Origin of the sequence: Malaciobacter pacificus (assembly GCF_004214795.1) — a bacterium.
Classification (GTDB): Bacteria; Campylobacterota; Campylobacteria; order Campylobacterales; family Arcobacteraceae; genus Malaciobacter_A; species Malaciobacter_A pacificus.
Genome location: NZ_CP035928.1, coordinates 1,861,189 through 1,879,284, shown reverse-complemented (window position 1 = coordinate 1,879,284; position 18,096 = coordinate 1,861,189). Strand labels below are relative to the sequence as shown.

At 32.7% G+C, this 18,096-nt stretch carries 12 protein-coding genes and 3 rRNA genes; 7 read left to right on the top strand and 8 right to left on the bottom strand.

The genetic code is table 11. The features are described from left to right. Positions 1 to 2: 2 nt before the first annotated feature. The 4 genes from APAC_RS09455 to APAC_RS09440 all read left to right on the top strand — a co-directional run bounded on the left by APAC_RS09455 (position 3) and on the right by APAC_RS09440 (position 3,379). Positions 3 to 1,022 (top strand): tetratricopeptide repeat protein, encoded by a 1,020-nt coding sequence (locus APAC_RS09455; RefSeq protein WP_130233863.1) that lies wholly within the window; start codon positions 3 to 5, stop codon positions 1,020 to 1,022. 16 nt (positions 1,023 to 1,038) lie between these two features. After that, complete coding sequence (locus APAC_RS09450; protein ID WP_130233862.1) at positions 1,039 to 1,614, top strand: FKBP-type peptidyl-prolyl cis-trans isomerase; 576 nt, start codon at positions 1,039 to 1,041, stop codon at positions 1,612 to 1,614. A gap of 144 nt (positions 1,615 to 1,758) precedes the next feature. Then, the gene (fabD, locus tag APAC_RS09445) at positions 1,759 to 2,688 is read left to right on the top strand and encodes an ACP S-malonyltransferase (RefSeq protein ID WP_130233861.1); all 930 of its coding nucleotides are present in this window, start codon (positions 1,759 to 1,761) and stop codon (positions 2,686 to 2,688) included. Then, complete coding sequence (locus tag APAC_RS09440; RefSeq protein WP_130233860.1) at positions 2,681 to 3,379, top strand: 5'-methylthioadenosine/adenosylhomocysteine nucleosidase; 699 nt, start codon at positions 2,681 to 2,683, stop codon at positions 3,377 to 3,379. Before fabD ends, APAC_RS09440 begins: the two co-directional genes overlap by 8 nt. Before the next feature lie 38 nt (positions 3,380 to 3,417). Here the strand turns inward: APAC_RS09440 and APAC_RS09435 are convergent, their stop codons facing one another. The 3 genes from APAC_RS09435 to APAC_RS09425 are packed head-to-tail and all read right to left on the bottom strand — an operon-like array spanning position 3,418 to position 6,868. After that, positions 3,418 to 4,623, bottom strand: a complete 1,206-nt coding sequence (locus APAC_RS09435) for a glucose-6-phosphate isomerase (RefSeq protein ID WP_130233859.1) — start codon at positions 4,621 to 4,623, stop codon at positions 3,418 to 3,420. An 18-nt stretch (positions 4,624 to 4,641) separates the two neighbouring features. Beyond that, the gene (galU, locus tag APAC_RS09430) at positions 4,642 to 5,487 is read right to left on the bottom strand and encodes a UTP--glucose-1-phosphate uridylyltransferase GalU (protein WP_130233858.1); all 846 of its coding nucleotides are present in this window, start codon (positions 5,485 to 5,487) and stop codon (positions 4,642 to 4,644) included. A 1-nt stretch (position 5,488) separates the two neighbouring features. Next, positions 5,489 to 6,868, bottom strand: coding sequence for a phosphomannomutase/phosphoglucomutase (locus tag APAC_RS09425; protein ID WP_130233857.1), 1,380 nt, complete (start codon positions 6,866 to 6,868; stop codon positions 5,489 to 5,491). Positions 6,869 to 7,399: 531 nt separating this feature from the next. Here APAC_RS09425 and APAC_RS09420 point away from each other — a divergent pair. From APAC_RS09420 to rrf, 3 genes are all read left to right on the top strand, one after another. Beyond that, positions 7,400 to 8,916, top strand: a 16S ribosomal RNA gene (locus tag APAC_RS09420). 300 nt (positions 8,917 to 9,216) lie between these two features. Then, a 23S ribosomal RNA gene (locus APAC_RS09415) occupies positions 9,217 to 12,144 on the top strand. 181 nt (positions 12,145 to 12,325) lie between these two features. Beyond that, positions 12,326 to 12,441: ribosomal RNA gene (gene rrf / locus APAC_RS09410) — 5S ribosomal RNA — on the top strand. The 16S, 23S and 5S rRNA genes sit together here, the layout of an rRNA operon. 1,127 nt (positions 12,442 to 13,568) lie before the next feature. Here the strand turns inward: rrf and APAC_RS09405 are convergent. Genes APAC_RS09405 through cmoA form a run of 5 tightly spaced genes read right to left on the bottom strand, consistent with a single transcriptional unit; the run spans position 13,569 to position 17,976 of the window. Continuing rightward, positions 13,569 to 14,348 carry a YihY family inner membrane protein gene (locus tag APAC_RS09405; protein ID WP_130233856.1) on the bottom strand — a complete coding sequence of 260 codons (780 nt, stop codon included), beginning with the start codon at positions 14,346 to 14,348 and terminating at the stop codon, positions 13,569 to 13,571. 6 nt (positions 14,349 to 14,354) lie between these two features. Further along, positions 14,355 to 15,743 (bottom strand): FAD-binding oxidoreductase, encoded by a 1,389-nt coding sequence (locus APAC_RS09400; protein WP_130233855.1) that lies wholly within the window; start codon positions 15,741 to 15,743, stop codon positions 14,355 to 14,357. Then, the gene (locus tag APAC_RS09395) at positions 15,743 to 16,735 is read right to left on the bottom strand and encodes a plasminogen-binding N-terminal domain-containing protein (RefSeq protein ID WP_130233854.1); all 993 of its coding nucleotides are present in this window, start codon (positions 16,733 to 16,735) and stop codon (positions 15,743 to 15,745) included. Before APAC_RS09395 ends, APAC_RS09400 begins: the two co-directional genes overlap by 1 nt. A 12-nt stretch (positions 16,736 to 16,747) precedes the next feature. Beyond that, on the bottom strand, positions 16,748 to 17,254 hold the full coding sequence (gene bcp, locus APAC_RS09390) for a thioredoxin-dependent thiol peroxidase (RefSeq protein WP_130233853.1): 507 nt from the start codon (positions 17,252 to 17,254) through the stop codon (positions 16,748 to 16,750). An 11-nt stretch (positions 17,255 to 17,265) separates the two neighbouring features. After that, positions 17,266 to 17,976 (bottom strand): carboxy-S-adenosyl-L-methionine synthase CmoA, encoded by a 711-nt coding sequence (gene cmoA, locus APAC_RS09385; protein ID WP_130233852.1) that lies wholly within the window; start codon positions 17,974 to 17,976, stop codon positions 17,266 to 17,268. Positions 17,977 to 18,096: the final 120 nt, after the last annotated feature.

Here is an 18,096-nt window from a genome sequence, read left to right as displayed (position 1 = left end):
CTATGAATAAAATTATTCTAGCATTGCTAGTTACTAGCTCATTTACTGTAGCCCAAGAGGTTTCAGTATTTGGAGCTGGAAATCTAGACTCTAAAAATCCATATGGTTTGAACTCTTCTGAAAAACATATATTGAAAAATCAAAAAAATATTAATAATTTATCTTCAAAAGTTACAGATTTAAACTCATTAATTGATTCTTTAAACAAAAGATTAGAAGGATTAGAATCAATTTATGAGGGTGATTCTTCAAAGTTAAATGAAACTGTTTTAAGAATGAATGAGTTAATGAAAAAAGTTGATCTTTCAACTGACCTAGCTTCGAAGAACCAAGAAGAGACAAATGAAATTAAATCAGTTTCAGAACAATTATTAAATATGAAAGCAGAAACTGATAAAGAAGTAAGAGCTAGTATTGCAACTTTAAAAAGAGCAATATCTAAGATTACAAAATTAGTAAATAAAATCAATTCTGAATATGTTTCTTCTGAAGAATTAAAGAAAAACATGAGTCAATTTGTGACAAGAGAAGAGTTTGAAGAGTTAAAAAAAAACATTGGAGCAACAACTAAAAAAGTAAGTGTAAATGTAAGTACTTCTTCAAATAACACTTCTACTGCTAATTCATCAACAGATTCGGATGATGATTTATCAACAAGTGCTAAAAGAAGTGCTTATATGGAAAAAGCTAAAGAAGAGTACTCAAGAAGATATTTTACAGGTGCAATACCTAAATTTGAGAAATTAGCTCAGATAAATTATAAACCTGCTGAGAGTAATTATTACTTAGGTGAAATGTGGTTTGTAAGAAAAAAATATGAAAAAGCTATTAGCTATTTTAAACAATCAGCTATTTTATATGATAAAGCAGATTGGATGCCTACATTGTTACTTCATAGTGCAATTTCGTTTGAAAAATTAAACGATAAAGAAAATGCTAAAAGTTTTTATGCTACTTTAGTGGACTTATATCCAAGCTCAAGTGAAGCGAAGATAGCTAAGAAAAATTTAAAAAATTTATAAATTATAAGGATAAAATATGAACAAAGTAATTGGTATTGAATATACTTTAAAAGATGCAAAATCAGGTGAGCAATTAGATTCAAATGTTGGACAAGCTCCATTAGAGTTTGTTTCAGGAAAAGGACAAATTATTCCAGGACTTGAGACTAAATTAGTTGAAATGTCAGAAAATGAACAAGCTGATGTATTAGTTGAAGCTAAAGATGGTTATGGTGAATATAATGAAGAAGCAGTTCAAACTTTACCAAAAGAGCAATTTGCTGGTATTGAATTAACTGAAGGTATGTCTTTATACGGAACTGGTGAGCATGGTGAAACTGTACAAGTTGTAGTTAAATCCTTCACTGATAGTGATGTAACAATTGATTACAACCACCCAATGGCTGGTAAAACATTAATGTTCTCAGTTTCTGTATTATCTTTAAGAGATGCAACTGAAGAAGAAGCACAAACAGGTGTTGTTGGTGGAATGGCTGCTATGGGTGGCGGATGTTGTGGTGGCGGAGGTCACTCACATGGTGCTGATGAAGGTGGATGTTGTTCAACTGAACCTGCTAAGCCACAAGGTCACGGTGGATGTGGTTGTCACTAATTTTTATTTATTGAAAAGTATTTTATTTTGCCCAAGTGTTTTATTACACTTGGGCAAAACTATTTATAAGAGTTAATATTTTAGCTTTTATTAATGGTTTTAGATTATCTAATTCATTAAAAAATTTACTTAAAGGTATTAAATATGAAAAAAATTGCTTTTATTTTTCCAGGACAAGGAAGTCAAAAAGTTGGAATGGGAAAAGATTTTTTTGAAAATAGTGATATTGCTAAAGAGATGATCTCTGAAGCTAGCAAAAGATTAAATATAGATTTTGAAAAACTATTATTTGAAGAAAATGAAGATTTAGGTAAAACTGAATTTACACAACCTGCAATTTTACTAGTTAGTTCAATTGCAAATGCAATTTTCAAAGAAAAATGTGATATCCAACCCCAATTTGTTTTAGGACACTCTCTTGGTGAATTTTCTGCATTAGTTGCAGCTGGTGCTATTGATTATCTAGATGCTATTGAATTAGTTCATAGAAGAGGTTTATTTATGAATGAAGCTTGTGCTGGTGGAGGTGCTGGTATGATGGCTTTAGTTGGATTAGATGATAGTGTTGTTGAAAAAATTTGTGAAGAGCAAAGAGAGCTTGGAAAAAAAGTTTGGCCTGCAAACTATAATATGGATGGACAATTAGTTTTAGCAGGACTTAGAGCTGATTTAGAATCACTTGTTGATACATTTAAAGAAGCTGGAGCTAAAAGAGCATTAGTACTTGATATGAGTGTTGCTAGTCATTGTGAACTACTTGAAAGTGCAGTTGGAAATTTAATGCCATATTTACAAGAGTATTTAAAAGATGAATTCTTGCCAGTAGTATCAAATGTAAGTACTGAAAAATATTCTACAAAAGATGAAGCTATTGAATTATTAGCATCTCAATTAACAAGCCCTGTTAAATACAAACAATCAATTGAAAAAGTTGCAAGTGAAGTTGATATGTTTATTGAGTTTGGAAATGGAATTGTATTAAAAGGTTTAAATAGAAAAATTACAAAAGTTCAAACTGCAAATATCTCTGATATGGCAACATTAGAAAAAGTTCTTGGGGAATTAAATGACTAAAAAATTAGCAATTATGGGAGCTATGCAAGAAGAAGTTGAACCTTTATTAGCTAACTTTGAAAATATAAATGTAGTTGAATATGCAAATAATAAATATTATGAAGTAAATTACAATGGTTTAGACATTGTAATTGCTTATTCAAAAATTGGAAAAGTTTTTGCAAGTTTAACTGCAAGTACTATGATTGAAAAGTTTGGATGTGATACTTTACTATTCTCAGGAGTTGCAGGTGCTATTAATCCTGAGCTTAAAATTGGTGATTTAATTATTGCTGATAAACTTTGCCAACATGATTTAGATATCACAGCTTTTGGGCATCCTCATGGATATGTTCCTGAAGGAAAAGTATTTGTTGAAACTTCTAAAGAGTTAAGAGAAATTGCTAAAAAAGTAGCTTCAAATAATGAAATAAAAGTTATTGAAGGTACAATTGCAACTGGTGATCAATTTGTTCACTCAACTGATAGAAAAGATTTTATAGAAACTACTTTTAAGGCTGATGCTTTAGAGATGGAGGGAGCTAGTGTTGCTGTTGTATGTGATGCTTTAGATGTACCATTTTTCATCTTAAGAGCTATTTCTGATAGTGCTGATATGGATGCAGGTTTTGATTTTGATGAGTTTTTAAAATCAAGTGCCAAAGTATCTGCTGATTATATTATGCAAATTGTAAAAGAGATTAAAGCTTAATTTAGAAAATACAGTAAACTTTGAGATAGTTTACTGTATTACTTTTTAATTGATAACTTATTTTTAAGAATAATTTTTCCAGCTTCTACTCCTGGTTGGTCATAAGTATTAATTTGAACAAAACTTCCCACTATTGATGTGAGTAATTCATATGTAAACATAAGTTTACCAATATTATATTCATTTTGTTGTTTTATAGTAATAATATCATATGGAATGTCTTTTAGATTTTTTATAGCTTCAATTGTAGAATCAGCTTGCATGTTTATTAGGTCTTTAAATTTAATATTATTCAGATAATCAAGTTCTTCTAAATGAGGAATAGTTATATCAGGAATAGTCATATCATCTTTGAAATCATCAATTTTAATAAATGTTATAGTTTTATCTCTTTTCCCTTCCATAACAAGTTGTAAAAAGCTATGTTGATCAACTGGTCCTATAATACCAATAGGAGTCAAACCTTGTTTTGTTCCATTAATATTAACTTTACCAAGACTTTCTCCCCATAATTGAACATACCATTTATTAAATCCATCTAGAAGTGATGAGTATGAAAAAACTACATTTATATTAAATCTATTTTTATTTTCTACAATAAACCTAGCTTTTTCCATAATAGTATCATAGTATTCACTCTTATCAAAGAAACTTTCACTTACTTTTTTACAACCTTCTAGTATTTTATCTATATCAAGTCCCATAATAGCAAGAGGAAGTAATCCTACTGGAGAAAATACTGAGAACCTTCCTCCTACGTTTTTTGCTATTTCAAATGTTTTCATATCATTTGCTTTTGCAAATGCATTTAGCTTACTATCATTTTCAGTTACACAAACAGTATTTGTGTTATCAATTGTAGTAATACTATGAAGATATTTTAAAATACTGATTGTCTCTACAGTAGAGCCAGATTTTGAGATTATTATAAAAAGTGCATGATCTAAATCAATTTTTTTTAATCTCCAATGTAAGTCAACTGGATCAGTCGATTCTAAAAAATGAAGTTTTTTAGAGTTTTCTCTTTCAAGTAAAAATTGATGAATAGCATAAGTCCCCAGTGAACTTCCTCCAATACCAACTACTACTATATCTTTTTGTTTTACAGTTTTTGCAAACTCTTTTATTTCAGTTGTATCTTGATAGGGAAGATTATAGTATCCTATTGTCTCTTTTTCTTCTACAATTTTTTCAAATATTTGAGCATTCGATTTTATTTGGTAAAAGCTTTTTTCATATTTCATTTTTTTGCCTTATAAATACTATTTTTTCTTTTTTTCTTTCTCTTTTTCCAAACCGTAAAAATAATTTGTTGCTTCTACAAATCCATCAACTGAACCACAATCAAATCTTTTACCTTTAAATTTGTAAGCTAAAACCATACCTTTTTTAGCTTGATCGCAAAGTGCATCTGTAATTTGTAATTCACCGTTTTTACCTGGTTTTGTATTTTTAATCATTTCAAAAATATCAGGAGTTAAAATATATCTTCCAATAACTGCTAAGTTTGAAGGAGCTTTATCTGTCTCAGGTTTTTCAACCATATTAGAGACTACATAAACACCATCTTCCATAGCTTTACCTTCTATTACTCCATATTTATGCACTTCTTCTTTAGGTACTTCCATAGCTGCAACAATACAACATTTGTATTTTTCATATAGTTTTACCATTTGTTTTAATACTCCATCACCATCTGGATTTACACATAAATCATCAGCTAATATTACTGCAAATGGGTCAGAATCTCCAACTAAAACTTTACCTTTATAAATTGCATCACCTAAACCTTTCATTTCATTTTGTCTAGTATAAGTAAATGTACACTTGTCAATAATATGTCTAATATCAGCAAGCATTTTTTCTTTTTCACTACCTTTGATTTGGTGTTCTAATTCATATGAAATATCAAAATGATCTGTAATTGCTCTTTTTCCACGTCCAGTAATTGTTGCCATTACATTACATCCAGCATCCATAGCTTCTTCAACACCATATTGGATAAGTGGTTTAGTAAGAATTGGTAACATCTCCTTTGGCATAGCTTTAGTTGCAGGTAAAAATCTTGTACCATATCCTGCTGCTGGGAATAAACATTTTTTTATCATTTTATATATCTCCTTTAATTTCTTCAAATAATTTCATTAATGCATCTTGATAAACTGTAGCATTTTCAACTGTATCTGCTTCAAATCTAGTAACAAGCTTCGGTGTAGTATTACTAGCTCTTACTAATCCCCAACCATTTTCAAATATAACTCTAATACCATCAACTGTAATAATATCTTTAATAGTTGGTATATAAGAAGGAGGATTTTCTAATGCAGTTTTTAAATTATCAATTATCTTAAATTTTGTTTCTTCTGTTACTGTAACATTGATTTCAGGTGTTGAGAAAACTTTTGGTAAAGATTCGTATTCAGTATCGAAATCAAAACCTTGGTCAATTAATTCTAATGTTCTAAATGTAGCATATATCGCATCATCATAACCAAAATATCTATCATTAAAGAATAAATGACCTGAAACTTCAGCTGCAAAATCTGCATTTGTCTCTTTTATTTTCACTTTTAGATTACTATGACCAGTTTTGTACATAATGGCTTTTCCATATGAATTAATAATATCATACATAACTTGTGTACATTTTACTTCACCAATTACAGTTGGATTTTCTATAAATTTTGAAAAGAAAATTGCTAAAATATCACCTTTAAAATTGTATTTAGGGGAAAGTAGTGCAATTCTATCTGCATCTCCATCGTATGCAAATCCAAAATCAAACTCTCCACTCGCAAGCTCTTTTTTGACATCTTCTAGTGTATGCTCATCACTTGGATCTGGATGATGATTAGGAAAAGTCCCATCTGGCTCTTCAAATAATATTTTATATTTAATATTTAGTTTATCTAGAATTTCTCTTAAAACAACGCCCGCAACACCATTACCACAATCAAATACGAACTTTTTATTCTCTAGTTTTAAATGAGAAAATTCTTTTACAATATAATCAATGTAAGCATTTTTTGTATCTATGAATGTAGTTTCTTCATTATCTTTAATAGTAGAATCATCATTTAATACTTCTCTACCTAATGCATAAATATCTTCACCAAAGAATGGGTCTTTTTGTAAAGTAATTTTAAATCCATTATATTCAGGAGGGTTATGACTCCCCGTAATCATAATTGAGCCATCAGTGCTTAATTGATTGAAAGATGTAAAATTTGAGTAATAATTAGCTGGTGTTGGAACTAATCCCATATCTAATACTTTTAAACCAGCATTGTTTATTCCTGAAGTAAGCCATTTTTTTAAAACTGGCGAATGAACTCTTGCATCATATCCAACTGCTATAAACTTTGCATCATTATTTCTTTTTTTTAACGCCTTTGCTAAATAAAAACCAATTTTCTTAACTATATCTTCATTTAACTCTTTCTCAAATATTCCTCTTATGTCATATTCTCTAAATATAGATGAACTCATTATAATGTATACTCCTTATTAAGTTGTATATATTATATCTAATTAAATTATATAAAAAGTTTTTATAATGTATAAAAATTAATCTAATTGATTAAAATTAAACAAAAAGGGGTAAAAAACCCAATAGAAACAGAGTAAAAAGGTGGGAAAGGGAGGAATTTAAAAATTTAAGTTAAATTTAAGCATAAACCCCTTGACAAAGGGTCAAGAATCTATTATAATTCCCGTCCAAATTGACTGAGACACATCAAACGGAAGAGAGATGAGTTGAGAGTTAACGATCTTTAAAAAGAAATAAAGTTTAAAGAAGAGTAATCTTTATAAACTGAATATTATCAATAAGATAATTAAATAAATGTTAAATAAAAAAACAAGAATAAAAATTCTTGTCTATTAAATAGAATGTAAAAATTTTATTTTTAGCTTTAAGCTAAACAATGAGTGATAATTTTGTAACTAAAATTGCAGTACTCTGAAAAAATGCAAATTTTTTTAGAATGCAAAGTTACATAAATTGTCAGTTTCAAACACTTTATGGAGAGTTTGATCCTGGCTCAGAGTGAACGCTGGCGGCGTGCTTAACACATGCAAGTCGAACGAGAACGGGTATTAGCTTGCTAATACTGTCAGCTAAGTGGCGAACGGGTGAGTAATATATAGGTAATGTGCCTTGAAGAAGGGGATAACAGTTGGAAACGACTGCTAAGACCCTATATGCCTTTAAAACAAAAGTTTGCAAGGGAAATATTTATAGCTTCAAGATCGGCCTGTACAGTATCAGTTAGTTGGTGAGGTAATGGCTCACCAAGACAATGACGCTTAACTGGTTTGAGAGGATGATCAGTCACACTGGAACTGAGACACGGTCCAGACTCCTACGGGAGGCAGCAGTGGGGAATATTGCACAATGGGGGAAACCCTGATGCAGCAACGCCGCGTGGAGGATGACACATTTCGGTGCGTAAACTCCTTTTATATAGGAAGATAATGACGGTACTATATGAATAAGCGCCGGCTAACTCCGTGCCAGCAGCCGCGGTAATACGGAGGGCGCAAGCGTTACTCGGAATCACTGGGCGTAAAGAGCGTGTAGGCGGATAGATAAGTTGGGAGTGAAATCCTATGGCTCAACCATAGAACTGCTTCCAAAACTGTCTATCTAGAGTATGGGAGAGGTAGATGGAATTTCTGGTGTAGGGGTAAAATCCGTAGAGATCAGAAGGAATACCGATTGCGAAGGCGATCTACTGGAACATTACTGACGCTGAGACGCGAAAGCGTGGGGAGCAAACAGGATTAGATACCCTGGTAGTCCACGCCCTAAACGATGTACACTAGTTGTTGTGAGGCTAGACCTTGCAGTAATGCAGTTAACACATTAAGTGTACCGCCTGGGGAGTACGGTCGCAAGATTAAAACTCAAAGGAATAGACGGGGACCCGCACAAGCGGTGGAGCATGTGGTTTAATTCGACGATACACGAAGAACCTTACCTGGTCTTGACATAGTAAGAACTTTCCAGAGATGGATTGGTGTCTGCTTGCAGAAACTTATATACAGGTGCTGCACGGCTGTCGTCAGCTCGTGTCGTGAGATGTTGGGTTAAGTCCCGCAACGAGCGCAACCCTCGTCGTTAGTTGCTAACAGTTCGGCTGAGAACTCTAACGAGACTGCCTACGCAAGTAGGAGGAAGGTGAGGACGACGTCAAGTCATCATGGCCCTTACGACCAGGGCTACACACGTGCTACAATGGGGTATACAAAGAGCAGCGATACGGTGACGTGGAGCAAATCTCAAAAATATCTCCCAGTTCGGATAGTAGTCTGCAACTCGACTACTTGAAGTTGGAATCGCTAGTAATCGTAGATCAGCTATGCTACGGTGAATACGTTCCCGGGTCTTGTACTCACCGCCCGTCACACCATGGGAGTTGAACTCATTCGAAGCAGGGATGCTAAAGTAGCTACCTTCCACAGTGGATTCAGCGACTGGGGTGAAGTCGTAACAAGGTAACCGTAGGAGAACCTGCGGTTGGATCACCTCCTTTCAGAGAAAGAGTTAAGATTCGTTTCTTAACTCGAAACATTTATAGAAAAACTAATTGATATATTCAGTTTATAAAGATTATGAGAATAATCTTGTGATATTTAAAAACATAATGTTAAAGTCTTAAAATTTTTCTAGCGAATATTTATAGCGATATAGATATAAGTTAATAAAGAAACAATTTAAAACACAACTATATTTATTAAATGTAAATTTAATAAGATAGTAGCCAAGGAATAATTATTCAAAAAATAGTAGAAATACTATTAAGAAAAAAGGTGGCTTAGTTTACTAAGTTATTTGAAAAGCTATTAAGGGCTAATGGTGGATGCCTAGACTGTAAGAGGCGATGAAAGACGTACTAGACTGCGATAAGCTTTGGGGAGCCGTCAAGAGGCATTGATCCAGAGATTTCTGAATGGGACAACCCAATATAGTGCGAGCTATATTATCCTTTCGAGGAGGCAAACCTGGTGAAGTGAAACATCTCAGTAGCCAGAGGAAGAGAAATCAATTGAGATTCCGTCAGTAGCGGCGAGCGAACGCGGAATAGGGCGCATACATTTAGCATATTAGATAGAAGAAGTATTTGGAAAGATACACCATAGAGAGTGATAGTCTCGTATTTAAAATCTTTTATGTGGAACTAAGGTATGGAACGAGTAGGTCGGAACACGTGATATTTTGACTGAATATGGGGGGACCACCCTCCAACCCTAAATACTACTTACAGATCGATAGTGAACAAGTACCGTGAGGGAAAGGTGAAAAGTACTCCAGCGAGGAGAGTGAAATAGAACCTGAAACCATTAGCTTACAATCATTCGGAGCCCTATGATTTATCAGGGTGACGGACTGCCTTTTGCATAATGAGCCTGCGAGTTGTGGTATCTGGCAAGGTTAAGTCAAGTACGAAGCCGTAGCGAAAGCGAGTCTTAATAGGGCGAAATAGGGTCCCCATTAAGAACTTTATGTTCTTAATGGGTTCCCTTAGTCAGATGCTGCAGACCCGAAACGAAGTGATCTATCCATGAGCAGGTTGAAGCTGGTGTAAGAGCCAGTGGAGGACCGAACCGATGGGCGTTGAAAAGTCCCCGGATGACTTGTGGATAGGGGTGAAAGGCCAATCAAACTTCGTGATAGCTGGTTCTCTCCGAAATATATTTAGGTATAGCCTTGTGTAGTAGCATATAGGGGTAGAGCACTGAATGGGCTAGGGCTGCTTACCGCGGTACCAAACCCTATCAAACTATGAATACTATATGTGTAATCACAGGAGTCAGGCGTAGGGTGATAAAATCCTATGTCGAGAGGGGAACAACCCAGACTAACAGCTAAGGTCCCTAAGTTACATCTAAGTGGAAAACGATGTGGAGTTACTGTGACAACCAGGAGGTTGGCTTAGAAGCAGCCATCCTTTAAAGAAAGCGTAACAGCTCACTGGTCTAGTGATTCTGCGCGGAAAATATAACGGGGCTAAGATGTACACCGAAGCTTTAGATTCAATTTTTAATTGAGTGGTAGGAGAGCGTTCTATTCAGCGTAGAAGATGTACCGGTAAGGAGCGTTGGAGCGGATAGAAGTGAGCATGCAGGCATGAGTAGCGATAAAAGAGGTGAGAATCCTCTTCGCCGAAAACCCAAGGTTTCCTACGCGATGCTCGTCATCGTAGGGTTAGTCGGGAACTAAGTCGAGTCCGAAAGGGGTAGACGATGTCAAATTGGTTAATATTCCAATACCAACATATAAGCGCGATGTGGGGACGCATAGAGTTAATCGAGCTCACTGATGGAATAGTGGGTCGAAGGACGTAGGTTGATACTTAGGCAAATCCGGGTATCGTTAGACCGAGATCTTACAGGCTCTTGACGCTCTTCGGAGATGATAGAGAATCGATGATACTGTCGTGCCAAGAAAAGCCACTAAGTATATTATATGTTGCCCGTACCGTAAACCGACACAGGTAGGTGGGATGAGTATTCTAAGGCGCGTGGAAGAACCCTGGTTAAGGAACTCTGCAAACTAGCACCGTATCTTCGGTATAAGGTGTGCCTACTTTAGTATAGAGACTTGCTCTCAAAAGCTAAAGAGGTTGCAACAAAGAGTCCCTCCCGACTGTTTACCAAAAACACAGCACTTTGCTAACACGTAAGTGGATGTATAAGGTGTGACGCCTGCCCGGTGCTCGAAGGTTAATTGATGATGTTAGCGTAAGCGAAGCATTTGATCGAAGCCCGAGTAAACGGCGGCCGTAACTATAACGGTCCTAAGGTAGCGAAATTCCTTGTCGGTTAAATACCGACCTGCATGAATGGCGTAACGAGATGGGAGCTGTCTCAACCAGGGATCCAGTGAAATTGTAGTGGAGGTGAAAATTCCTCCTACCCGCGGAAAGACGGAAAGACCCCGTGCACCTTTACTACAGCTTGACACTGTAGCTTGGATATTCATGTGCAGGATAGGTGGGAGGCTTTGATTACTAGACGCCAGTAGAGTATGAGCCATCCTTGAGATACCACCCCTGAATATTTGAGTTACTAACTGCGAGGAGTTATCCTTCTTCAGGACAATGTCTGGTGGGTAGTTTGACTGGGGCGGTCGCCTCCTAAAAAGTAACGGAGGCTTACAAAGGTTAGTTCATGGCGGATGGAAATCGCCAGTTGAGTATAATGGCATAAACTAGCTTGACTGTGAGACATACAAGTCGAACAGAGACGAAAGTCGGTCATAGTGATCCGGTGGTTCTGTGTGGAAGGGCCATCGCTCAAAGGATAAAAGGTACGCCGGGGATAACAGGCTGATCTCCCCCAAGAGCTCACATCGACGGGGAGGTTTGGCACCTCGATGTCGGCTCATCGCATCCTGGGGCTGGAGCAGGTCCCAAGGGTATGGCTGTTCGCCATTTAAAGCGGTACGCGAGCTGGGTTCAGAACGTCGTGAGACAGTTCGGTCCCTATCTTCCGTGGGCGTAGGAAAGTTGAGGAGATTTGTCCCTAGTACGAGAGGACCGGGATGAACGTACCACTAGTGTACCAATTGTTCTGCCAAGAGCATCGTTGGGTAGCTACGTACGGATGTGATAAGAGCTGAAAGCATCTAAGCTCGAAGCCAACTCCAAGATGAACTTTCCCTGAAGATCCCTCGAAGACTACGAGGTTGATAGGCTGGATGTGTAAGCGTTGTAAGGCGTTTAGCTGACCAGTACTAATAGATCGTTTGGCTTTTTTTATAAATTTCTTGGTTTACTATCTTATTAAGTTTACTTAATAAACAGTGTAAAATTGTAAAGCGTTACCTTGAAAAAATGTCAATTTTTTTAAGAGCTTAAGACTTTAACATTATCTTTACACTCAAGACTATCTTGATGTGAGTAAAGAGTATACTTTATAAGTATCTTCTTTACTCATATTGCTGGTGGTTACAGAGAAGTGGAAATACCCAGCTCCATTCCGAACCTGGAAGTCAAGCACTTCATCGCTGATAATACTGCACCTTTCAGGTGTGGAAACGTAGGCCGCTGCCAGCTCTTGAGTTTACAAATAGCCTATCTAAGCATTCTTTTTTAAGTCTGTTTAGGTAGGCTTTTTTTTAGCAGCTTTTTTATTAATTCTGCTATTCTCTTTTTTATTCCCTTTTTTACTATTTAGTCTTACATTTTTATTTAGTTTATTTCCTATTGCTTTCTACTATTTTTTATTATAATTGATTATCAATATGAATCTTTATTGAATTTTATACCTAGATTAAATCTTAATCCGAACTTTGGTTTGAAATTGTCTTCATATCTATAATAATTCTCTGGAATAATATCACTATACAGCCATGATTTAAAATAGTGTCTATATTTAACGCTAATGCTATTTCTTTTTATTCTTAGGTTACTATATTCATTATTTATATTTGTCCCTATTTCATAGCTTATTAGATCTTTATTACTAACTCTTTGATTTAGATAAACAGAATGAAAAAAGTCACTGTTTTCTTTATTTACAGAATGCCAATAGTATTCATTGTAATTATGTAAATAAAAGTTAGTACTTAGTTCTTTAGATATTTTAAAATAGGAAGTTGATTCTAGTTTTTTCTCAACTGACTGTTTTAATGATTGAGATAAAATAAAGTCAAAACTATTAATATTATCCCATCTTTTTTCTATTGTAGATTTTATAAAGGGATCTAAACCCTTATTTAATTTAATTCCTAGTTTTGTATTAAAGTCAATAGAATCATTAACAATTTTACTATAAAGTAGGGCTAGGTTAAAATTATCATCTTTGTTTTTTGTATGATTTTCTACGAAATCTTTTGATTGTCTATCTTCATCAGATTCTATAACTAACCTTAGTCTATCTTTTAATTTTGGTAATTTTAGTTTTATTTTAATTCTTTGATCAAAACTTAGGTTATTATCTTCATTGTAAAAAGCTGATAATTCTATAATTCCATATGTAGAATGATAATCTTGAATATTTTTATTCTTATCTTCAAAATAATAGTTATCAACTGTAGAAGCAGAGTTTACAAGAGATTCATGTATGAATTTTCTATAATCTTTTGTTTCTTTTATGATTAAGTCTAAATAAGAACTATTCTGTTCATTTGCATTGGCAATTGTTACAAATAATAAAAGTTACGTAGTTAATTTTTTCATATTTAGACCTTTGATTGAATATTTAGTTTATGACACATTTTAATTCCATATAGGTATATTATCCAAGATATATATATCCAAAAGAATGTAAATAAAAGTGTAGCAAGAGAGCCATATATTGTTGTATATGTTTTATTATATATTACATAATAAACGAATAAGTTTTTTGTTATAGATAATGTAATTAAAGTTATTAAAGATGATGCTACAGCAGCTTTATTATCTATTTCTCTATTTACACTAAGTTTGAATAAACTAAAAAATATCAACCATGAAAAAAGGTATGAAAAGATCTGATTTAATAAATTGTTTTCATAAAATGAAAGAGCTATATTAAAAGCTGCATACACAATTGCTAAGAGTACTAAGTAAACAGAATAGAAAATAAATGAACCATGAATTGTTTTTCTTTTTGTTCTATGGATTTTATTTACAATGTACTCATAGTCTTTGAAAAACATAATAAATACAAAAAGCATATATATAATTCCTATGTATCCTAGCTTGCTAGAGTTTGATACATAATCTTTTAGTGTATTTACTATATCTTGCGAGTGAGTTGGGTTTAATAAATCAAAAATATAGTTTGTAAAAATATCGACATAACTATTAAATTCTGGAAATGAAGAGATAATTGCAAGTATCAATGCAATTATTGGTAGTATAGAAAAAATTGTAAAAAAGCTTAGTGAGGCAGCGTAATATGTTGTATCATCATTAAAAAAAGAGTCTATAGCATTAAAGACTCTTTTTATTAAACTGCTTTCACTTTGATTATTCATAAGACATTATAATCCCATTTTAAATGGATTTAAAATATTATTAGGATCAAATGCTTTTTTGATATTTTTAAATAAGTTTATTTCAGCATCAGTAAATGCAATATTCATAAATGGAGCTTTTGATAAACCAATTCCATGTTCACCTGAAAGTGTCCCACCCATATCAACAACAAACTGGAAGATATCTTCAATTGCTTTATGTCCATCATGCATCTCTTTTTCATTTGTTTTATCTTTTACCATTACATTTACATGAATATTTCCATCACCTGCATGTCCAAAACAAGGTACATTAAAGCCATATTTCTCACCAATTGCATAAATTCCATCTAATGCTTCTGGAAGTTTACTTCTTGGTACTGATATATCTTCATTTAATTTTTTAGTTCCATAAATCATTGTTGCAGGACTTGCATTTCTTCTTGCAAACCATAGTTGTTTACCATGATCTTCATCTCTTGCTTCGATAAAATCAATTGAACCATATTTTGCAAAAGACTCTTTTAGTGTTGCAAGTTGTGAGTCAATTTCAGCTTGTGATGAACCATCAACATCTCCTACTAAAACTCCACCTGCATTTTCAGGTAATTCAACTTGTGGAAATTTTTGTTTTAATGCTTTAATTACTAATGCATCTAAAAACTCCATTGCAACTGGATTAGCTCCTGCTGCTAGTGATTTAAATACTGCATTCATCGCTTTATTAACATCTGGGAAAATACCCATATAAGTTTGCTTAAATTTTGGTTTTGGAATAAGTTTCAAAGTGATTTCAGTAATAATTGCTAAAGTTCCTTCACTAGCAATTAAGATACCAGCTGTGTTATATCCTGCAACATCTTTGATAGTTTTTTTACCTGCAACAATAATATCACCATTTGGTAAAACGGCTCTTAATGCTACAACATAATCTTTTGTAATACCATATTTTGCTGCTCTCATTCCACCTGCATTCTCTGATACATTTCCACCTAACGTTGAGTAATCTTCACTAGCTGGATCTGGTGGATAAAATAGTCCAACTTCTTCAACTGCTTTTTGAAACTCCATGTTGATAAGTCCTGGTTGAACAACTCCCACCATATTTTCCATGTCTATTTCAAGTAGTTTATTCATATGTCTTTCTAAACTTAAGATAATACCACCATTTGAAGGCAATGCACCACCTGTAAAACCTGAACCTGCACCTCTTGGTACAATTACAATTTTGTGTTCATTACAATATTTTAATATTTTTGAGATGTCTTGTTCATCTCTTGGAAAAACAACTGCATCTGGTTCGAATCTCTCTCTAGTTGCATCATAACAATAAGCAATTAGATGAGCTTTATCATATTTAATATTTTCTTCACCTACAATTGAAGTGAAGTAATCTAAATGTTCTTTATTAATCATTAATTTAATCCTAAAATATTTTTATAATATGCTTCATATGTTTTTGGTTTACTCTCTCCTATAAATGGTATAGAAAAGTTTAATGTAAACAAGTCTGTATCTATTTTTTCAACTCTTGAGTAAAATGGCATAGAAAAATCTTCATTCTTGTAAGGAATGTCATAGCTTGCTAGTTTTTCGAAAGTTTTACTATCTAAAACATGTACTTTTTTATTAGCTACTACAAATATAGTTCCTATATTTTGTTTGATTGCAAAATTTTGAATATCTTTTTTTGATGGAAAAGGTTGTGAGTCAAATTTTAATTGTGCTGCAAACAAATCTGAATGTAAAAAATTATTGTATTTGAAGTTTGATCTTACAATTTTAAATGTCTCTTGTGTAGGTGCAATTACAAGTGATGATTGATACATATAGTTTAATACTAAAATATCATTAATTTGTACTTTTTTATTTGAAGTAGGAATTGCATCTTGTTTTAAATCATTAAAATCAAAAAATTCTACTATTGAACTATTTGCATTTGATTCAATTACTTTTGCATTTGATACTATTAGTCTTTTGTCATTATCATAAACATGAACAACAATTCCGCTTGAACCTACAATTAAATTTCCAATATTTATTGTCGATTTATTATTTTGTATATTCTCAATTTTTACGCCAAGTGGTCTAATTGTAAAATTTGAACTATTGTTTGTTGCTAGAGTATTTATTTCATTATTAGTTACAGCACCTTTTACTAAAAAGTACTTATATGATAATTTGTTTTGATCTGAATCAATTTTTATATCAAGGACATTCCATCCATCTTTTTTCATATCGTTAAGTGAATATTTACCTTCACAAACATCTCCTTCAAGGGGTATTGATTCGATAGTTGAAGGTGTATCCCAGTTATTTTTGTAGCAAACTGTTGTTTGAGCATTTGCTAGGTTTGCTAAAAATATTGTTGATAAAGCACCTATCAAAAGTTTATTTAAAATTTTCATATAAAATCCTAGTTAGTTAGATTGTAGTTCTTGAAGTTTTTCTTTAACTTCATTTACATGCAAGATTTCAATTTTTTCACCTTTTACAGTTTTTTTCTTTCTTACATTTACTTTATCCCAAATAGCTGCAATTTTTCCATCAGGATCAATAATAAAAGTTGTTCTTACAACTCCCATATACTCTTTACCCATAAATTTTTTTAGTTGCCATACTCCATAATCTTCACACATTTTTTTATCAGTATCAGATAATAAAGTTATTTCTAAATCTTTTTTTTCTATGAATTTTCTATGTTTTTCACTATCATCTGGACTTACACCTAAAATAACAGCATCTAAATCTTCAAATTGAGGAAGAGCTTCAGTAAAATCACAAGCTTGTGTTGTACAACCAGGAGTTAAATCTTTTGGGTAAAAATATAAAACTATCCATTTTCCTGATAAATCTCTTGAACAAATTTCTACATCATCTTGATTTGGAGCACAAAAACTTGGAGCAATACTTCCTATTTCTAACATATAATAATCCTTTATTTTTTTATTGCAATAAATGTGGCAAAGTTAACCCATTTGAATATAGTTTCACAATGAGAAAAACCTGCATCTAATATCATTTTTATATTTTCATCTTGAGTGTATGGTATTAAAACATTCTCTAAAGCTTCACGTTTTTGAGAAATTTCAAACTCGCTGTAACCTTGAGATTTTTTAAACTCATAATACTCATCTATTGATTGTTTATTTAAAGTTGAATCAGATGATATCACTTTTTCACTAAAAATAAAAATACCACCACTTTGAAGTGAATCATATATTTTTTTTACAAGTTTTTCTCTTTGGAGTGGTCTTATAAATTGAAGGGTATAATTTGATAATATTAATTTTGCATTGGTGTAGTCAATATTATGTAAATCATCATTTATTAAAGTTATATCAACGCCAAATGCTTTAGCTTTTTTTCTTGCTCTATTTAACATAGCTTCAGAGTTATCAATACCTATTAAATTTAATTTTGCTTGACAGTGTTTACTTAGTTCAATTAAAGTTGATGCTGTTGAACAACCAAGGTCATAAACATAATCTTCATCTTTAAGATAATTACAGGCAAAGTTTATTGATAATCTTTGCATCTCTTTATAATAAGGAACTGATCTATTTAACATATCATCAAATACAGATGCTACCTCTTCATCAAACTCAAATTGTTTGGTAATACTTTTTTCAAATACTTTATCTATCATAGTAGATATTTTAGCTAAATGAGGATTAATTATAATTGATAAAAAAACTAATAAAAAAATTATATTTTTACAAATTTTATTATTAATACAAAAATGAGTCATTTTTGAGACATTTTATTG

What these genes read in the sequence shown, in the direction of transcription:
- APAC_RS09395 (WP_130233854.1), bottom strand. Translation starts at nt 16,735, where the DNA reads ATGAAAATTTTAAATAAACTTTTGATAGGTGCTTTATCAACAATATTT.
- APAC_RS09440 (WP_130233860.1), top strand. Translation starts at nt 2,681, where the DNA reads ATGACTAAAAAATTAGCAATTATGGGAGCTATGCAAGAAGAAGTTGAA.
- fabD (WP_130233861.1), top strand. Translation starts at nt 1,759, where the DNA reads ATGAAAAAAATTGCTTTTATTTTTCCAGGACAAGGAAGTCAAAAAGTT.
- APAC_RS09455 (WP_130233863.1), top strand. Translation starts at nt 3, where the DNA reads ATGAATAAAATTATTCTAGCATTGCTAGTTACTAGCTCATTTACTGTA.
- APAC_RS09405 (WP_130233856.1), bottom strand. Translation starts at nt 14,348, where the DNA reads ATGAATAATCAAAGTGAAAGCAGTTTAATAAAAAGAGTCTTTAATGCT.
- cmoA (WP_130233852.1), bottom strand. Translation starts at nt 17,976, where the DNA reads ATGATAGATAAAGTATTTGAAAAAAGTATTACCAAACAATTTGAGTTT.
- APAC_RS09450 (WP_130233862.1), top strand. Translation starts at nt 1,039, where the DNA reads ATGAACAAAGTAATTGGTATTGAATATACTTTAAAAGATGCAAAATCA.
- APAC_RS09425 (WP_130233857.1), bottom strand. Translation starts at nt 6,868, where the DNA reads ATGAGTTCATCTATATTTAGAGAATATGACATAAGAGGAATATTTGAG.
- bcp (WP_130233853.1), bottom strand. Translation starts at nt 17,254, where the DNA reads ATGTTAGAAATAGGAAGTATTGCTCCAAGTTTTTGTGCTCCAAATCAA.
- APAC_RS09400 (WP_130233855.1), bottom strand. Translation starts at nt 15,743, where the DNA reads ATGATTAATAAAGAACATTTAGATTACTTCACTTCAATTGTAGGTGAA.
- galU (WP_130233858.1), bottom strand. Translation starts at nt 5,487, where the DNA reads ATGATAAAAAAATGTTTATTCCCAGCAGCAGGATATGGTACAAGATTT.
- APAC_RS09435 (WP_130233859.1), bottom strand. Translation starts at nt 4,623, where the DNA reads ATGAAATATGAAAAAAGCTTTTACCAAATAAAATCGAATGCTCAAATA.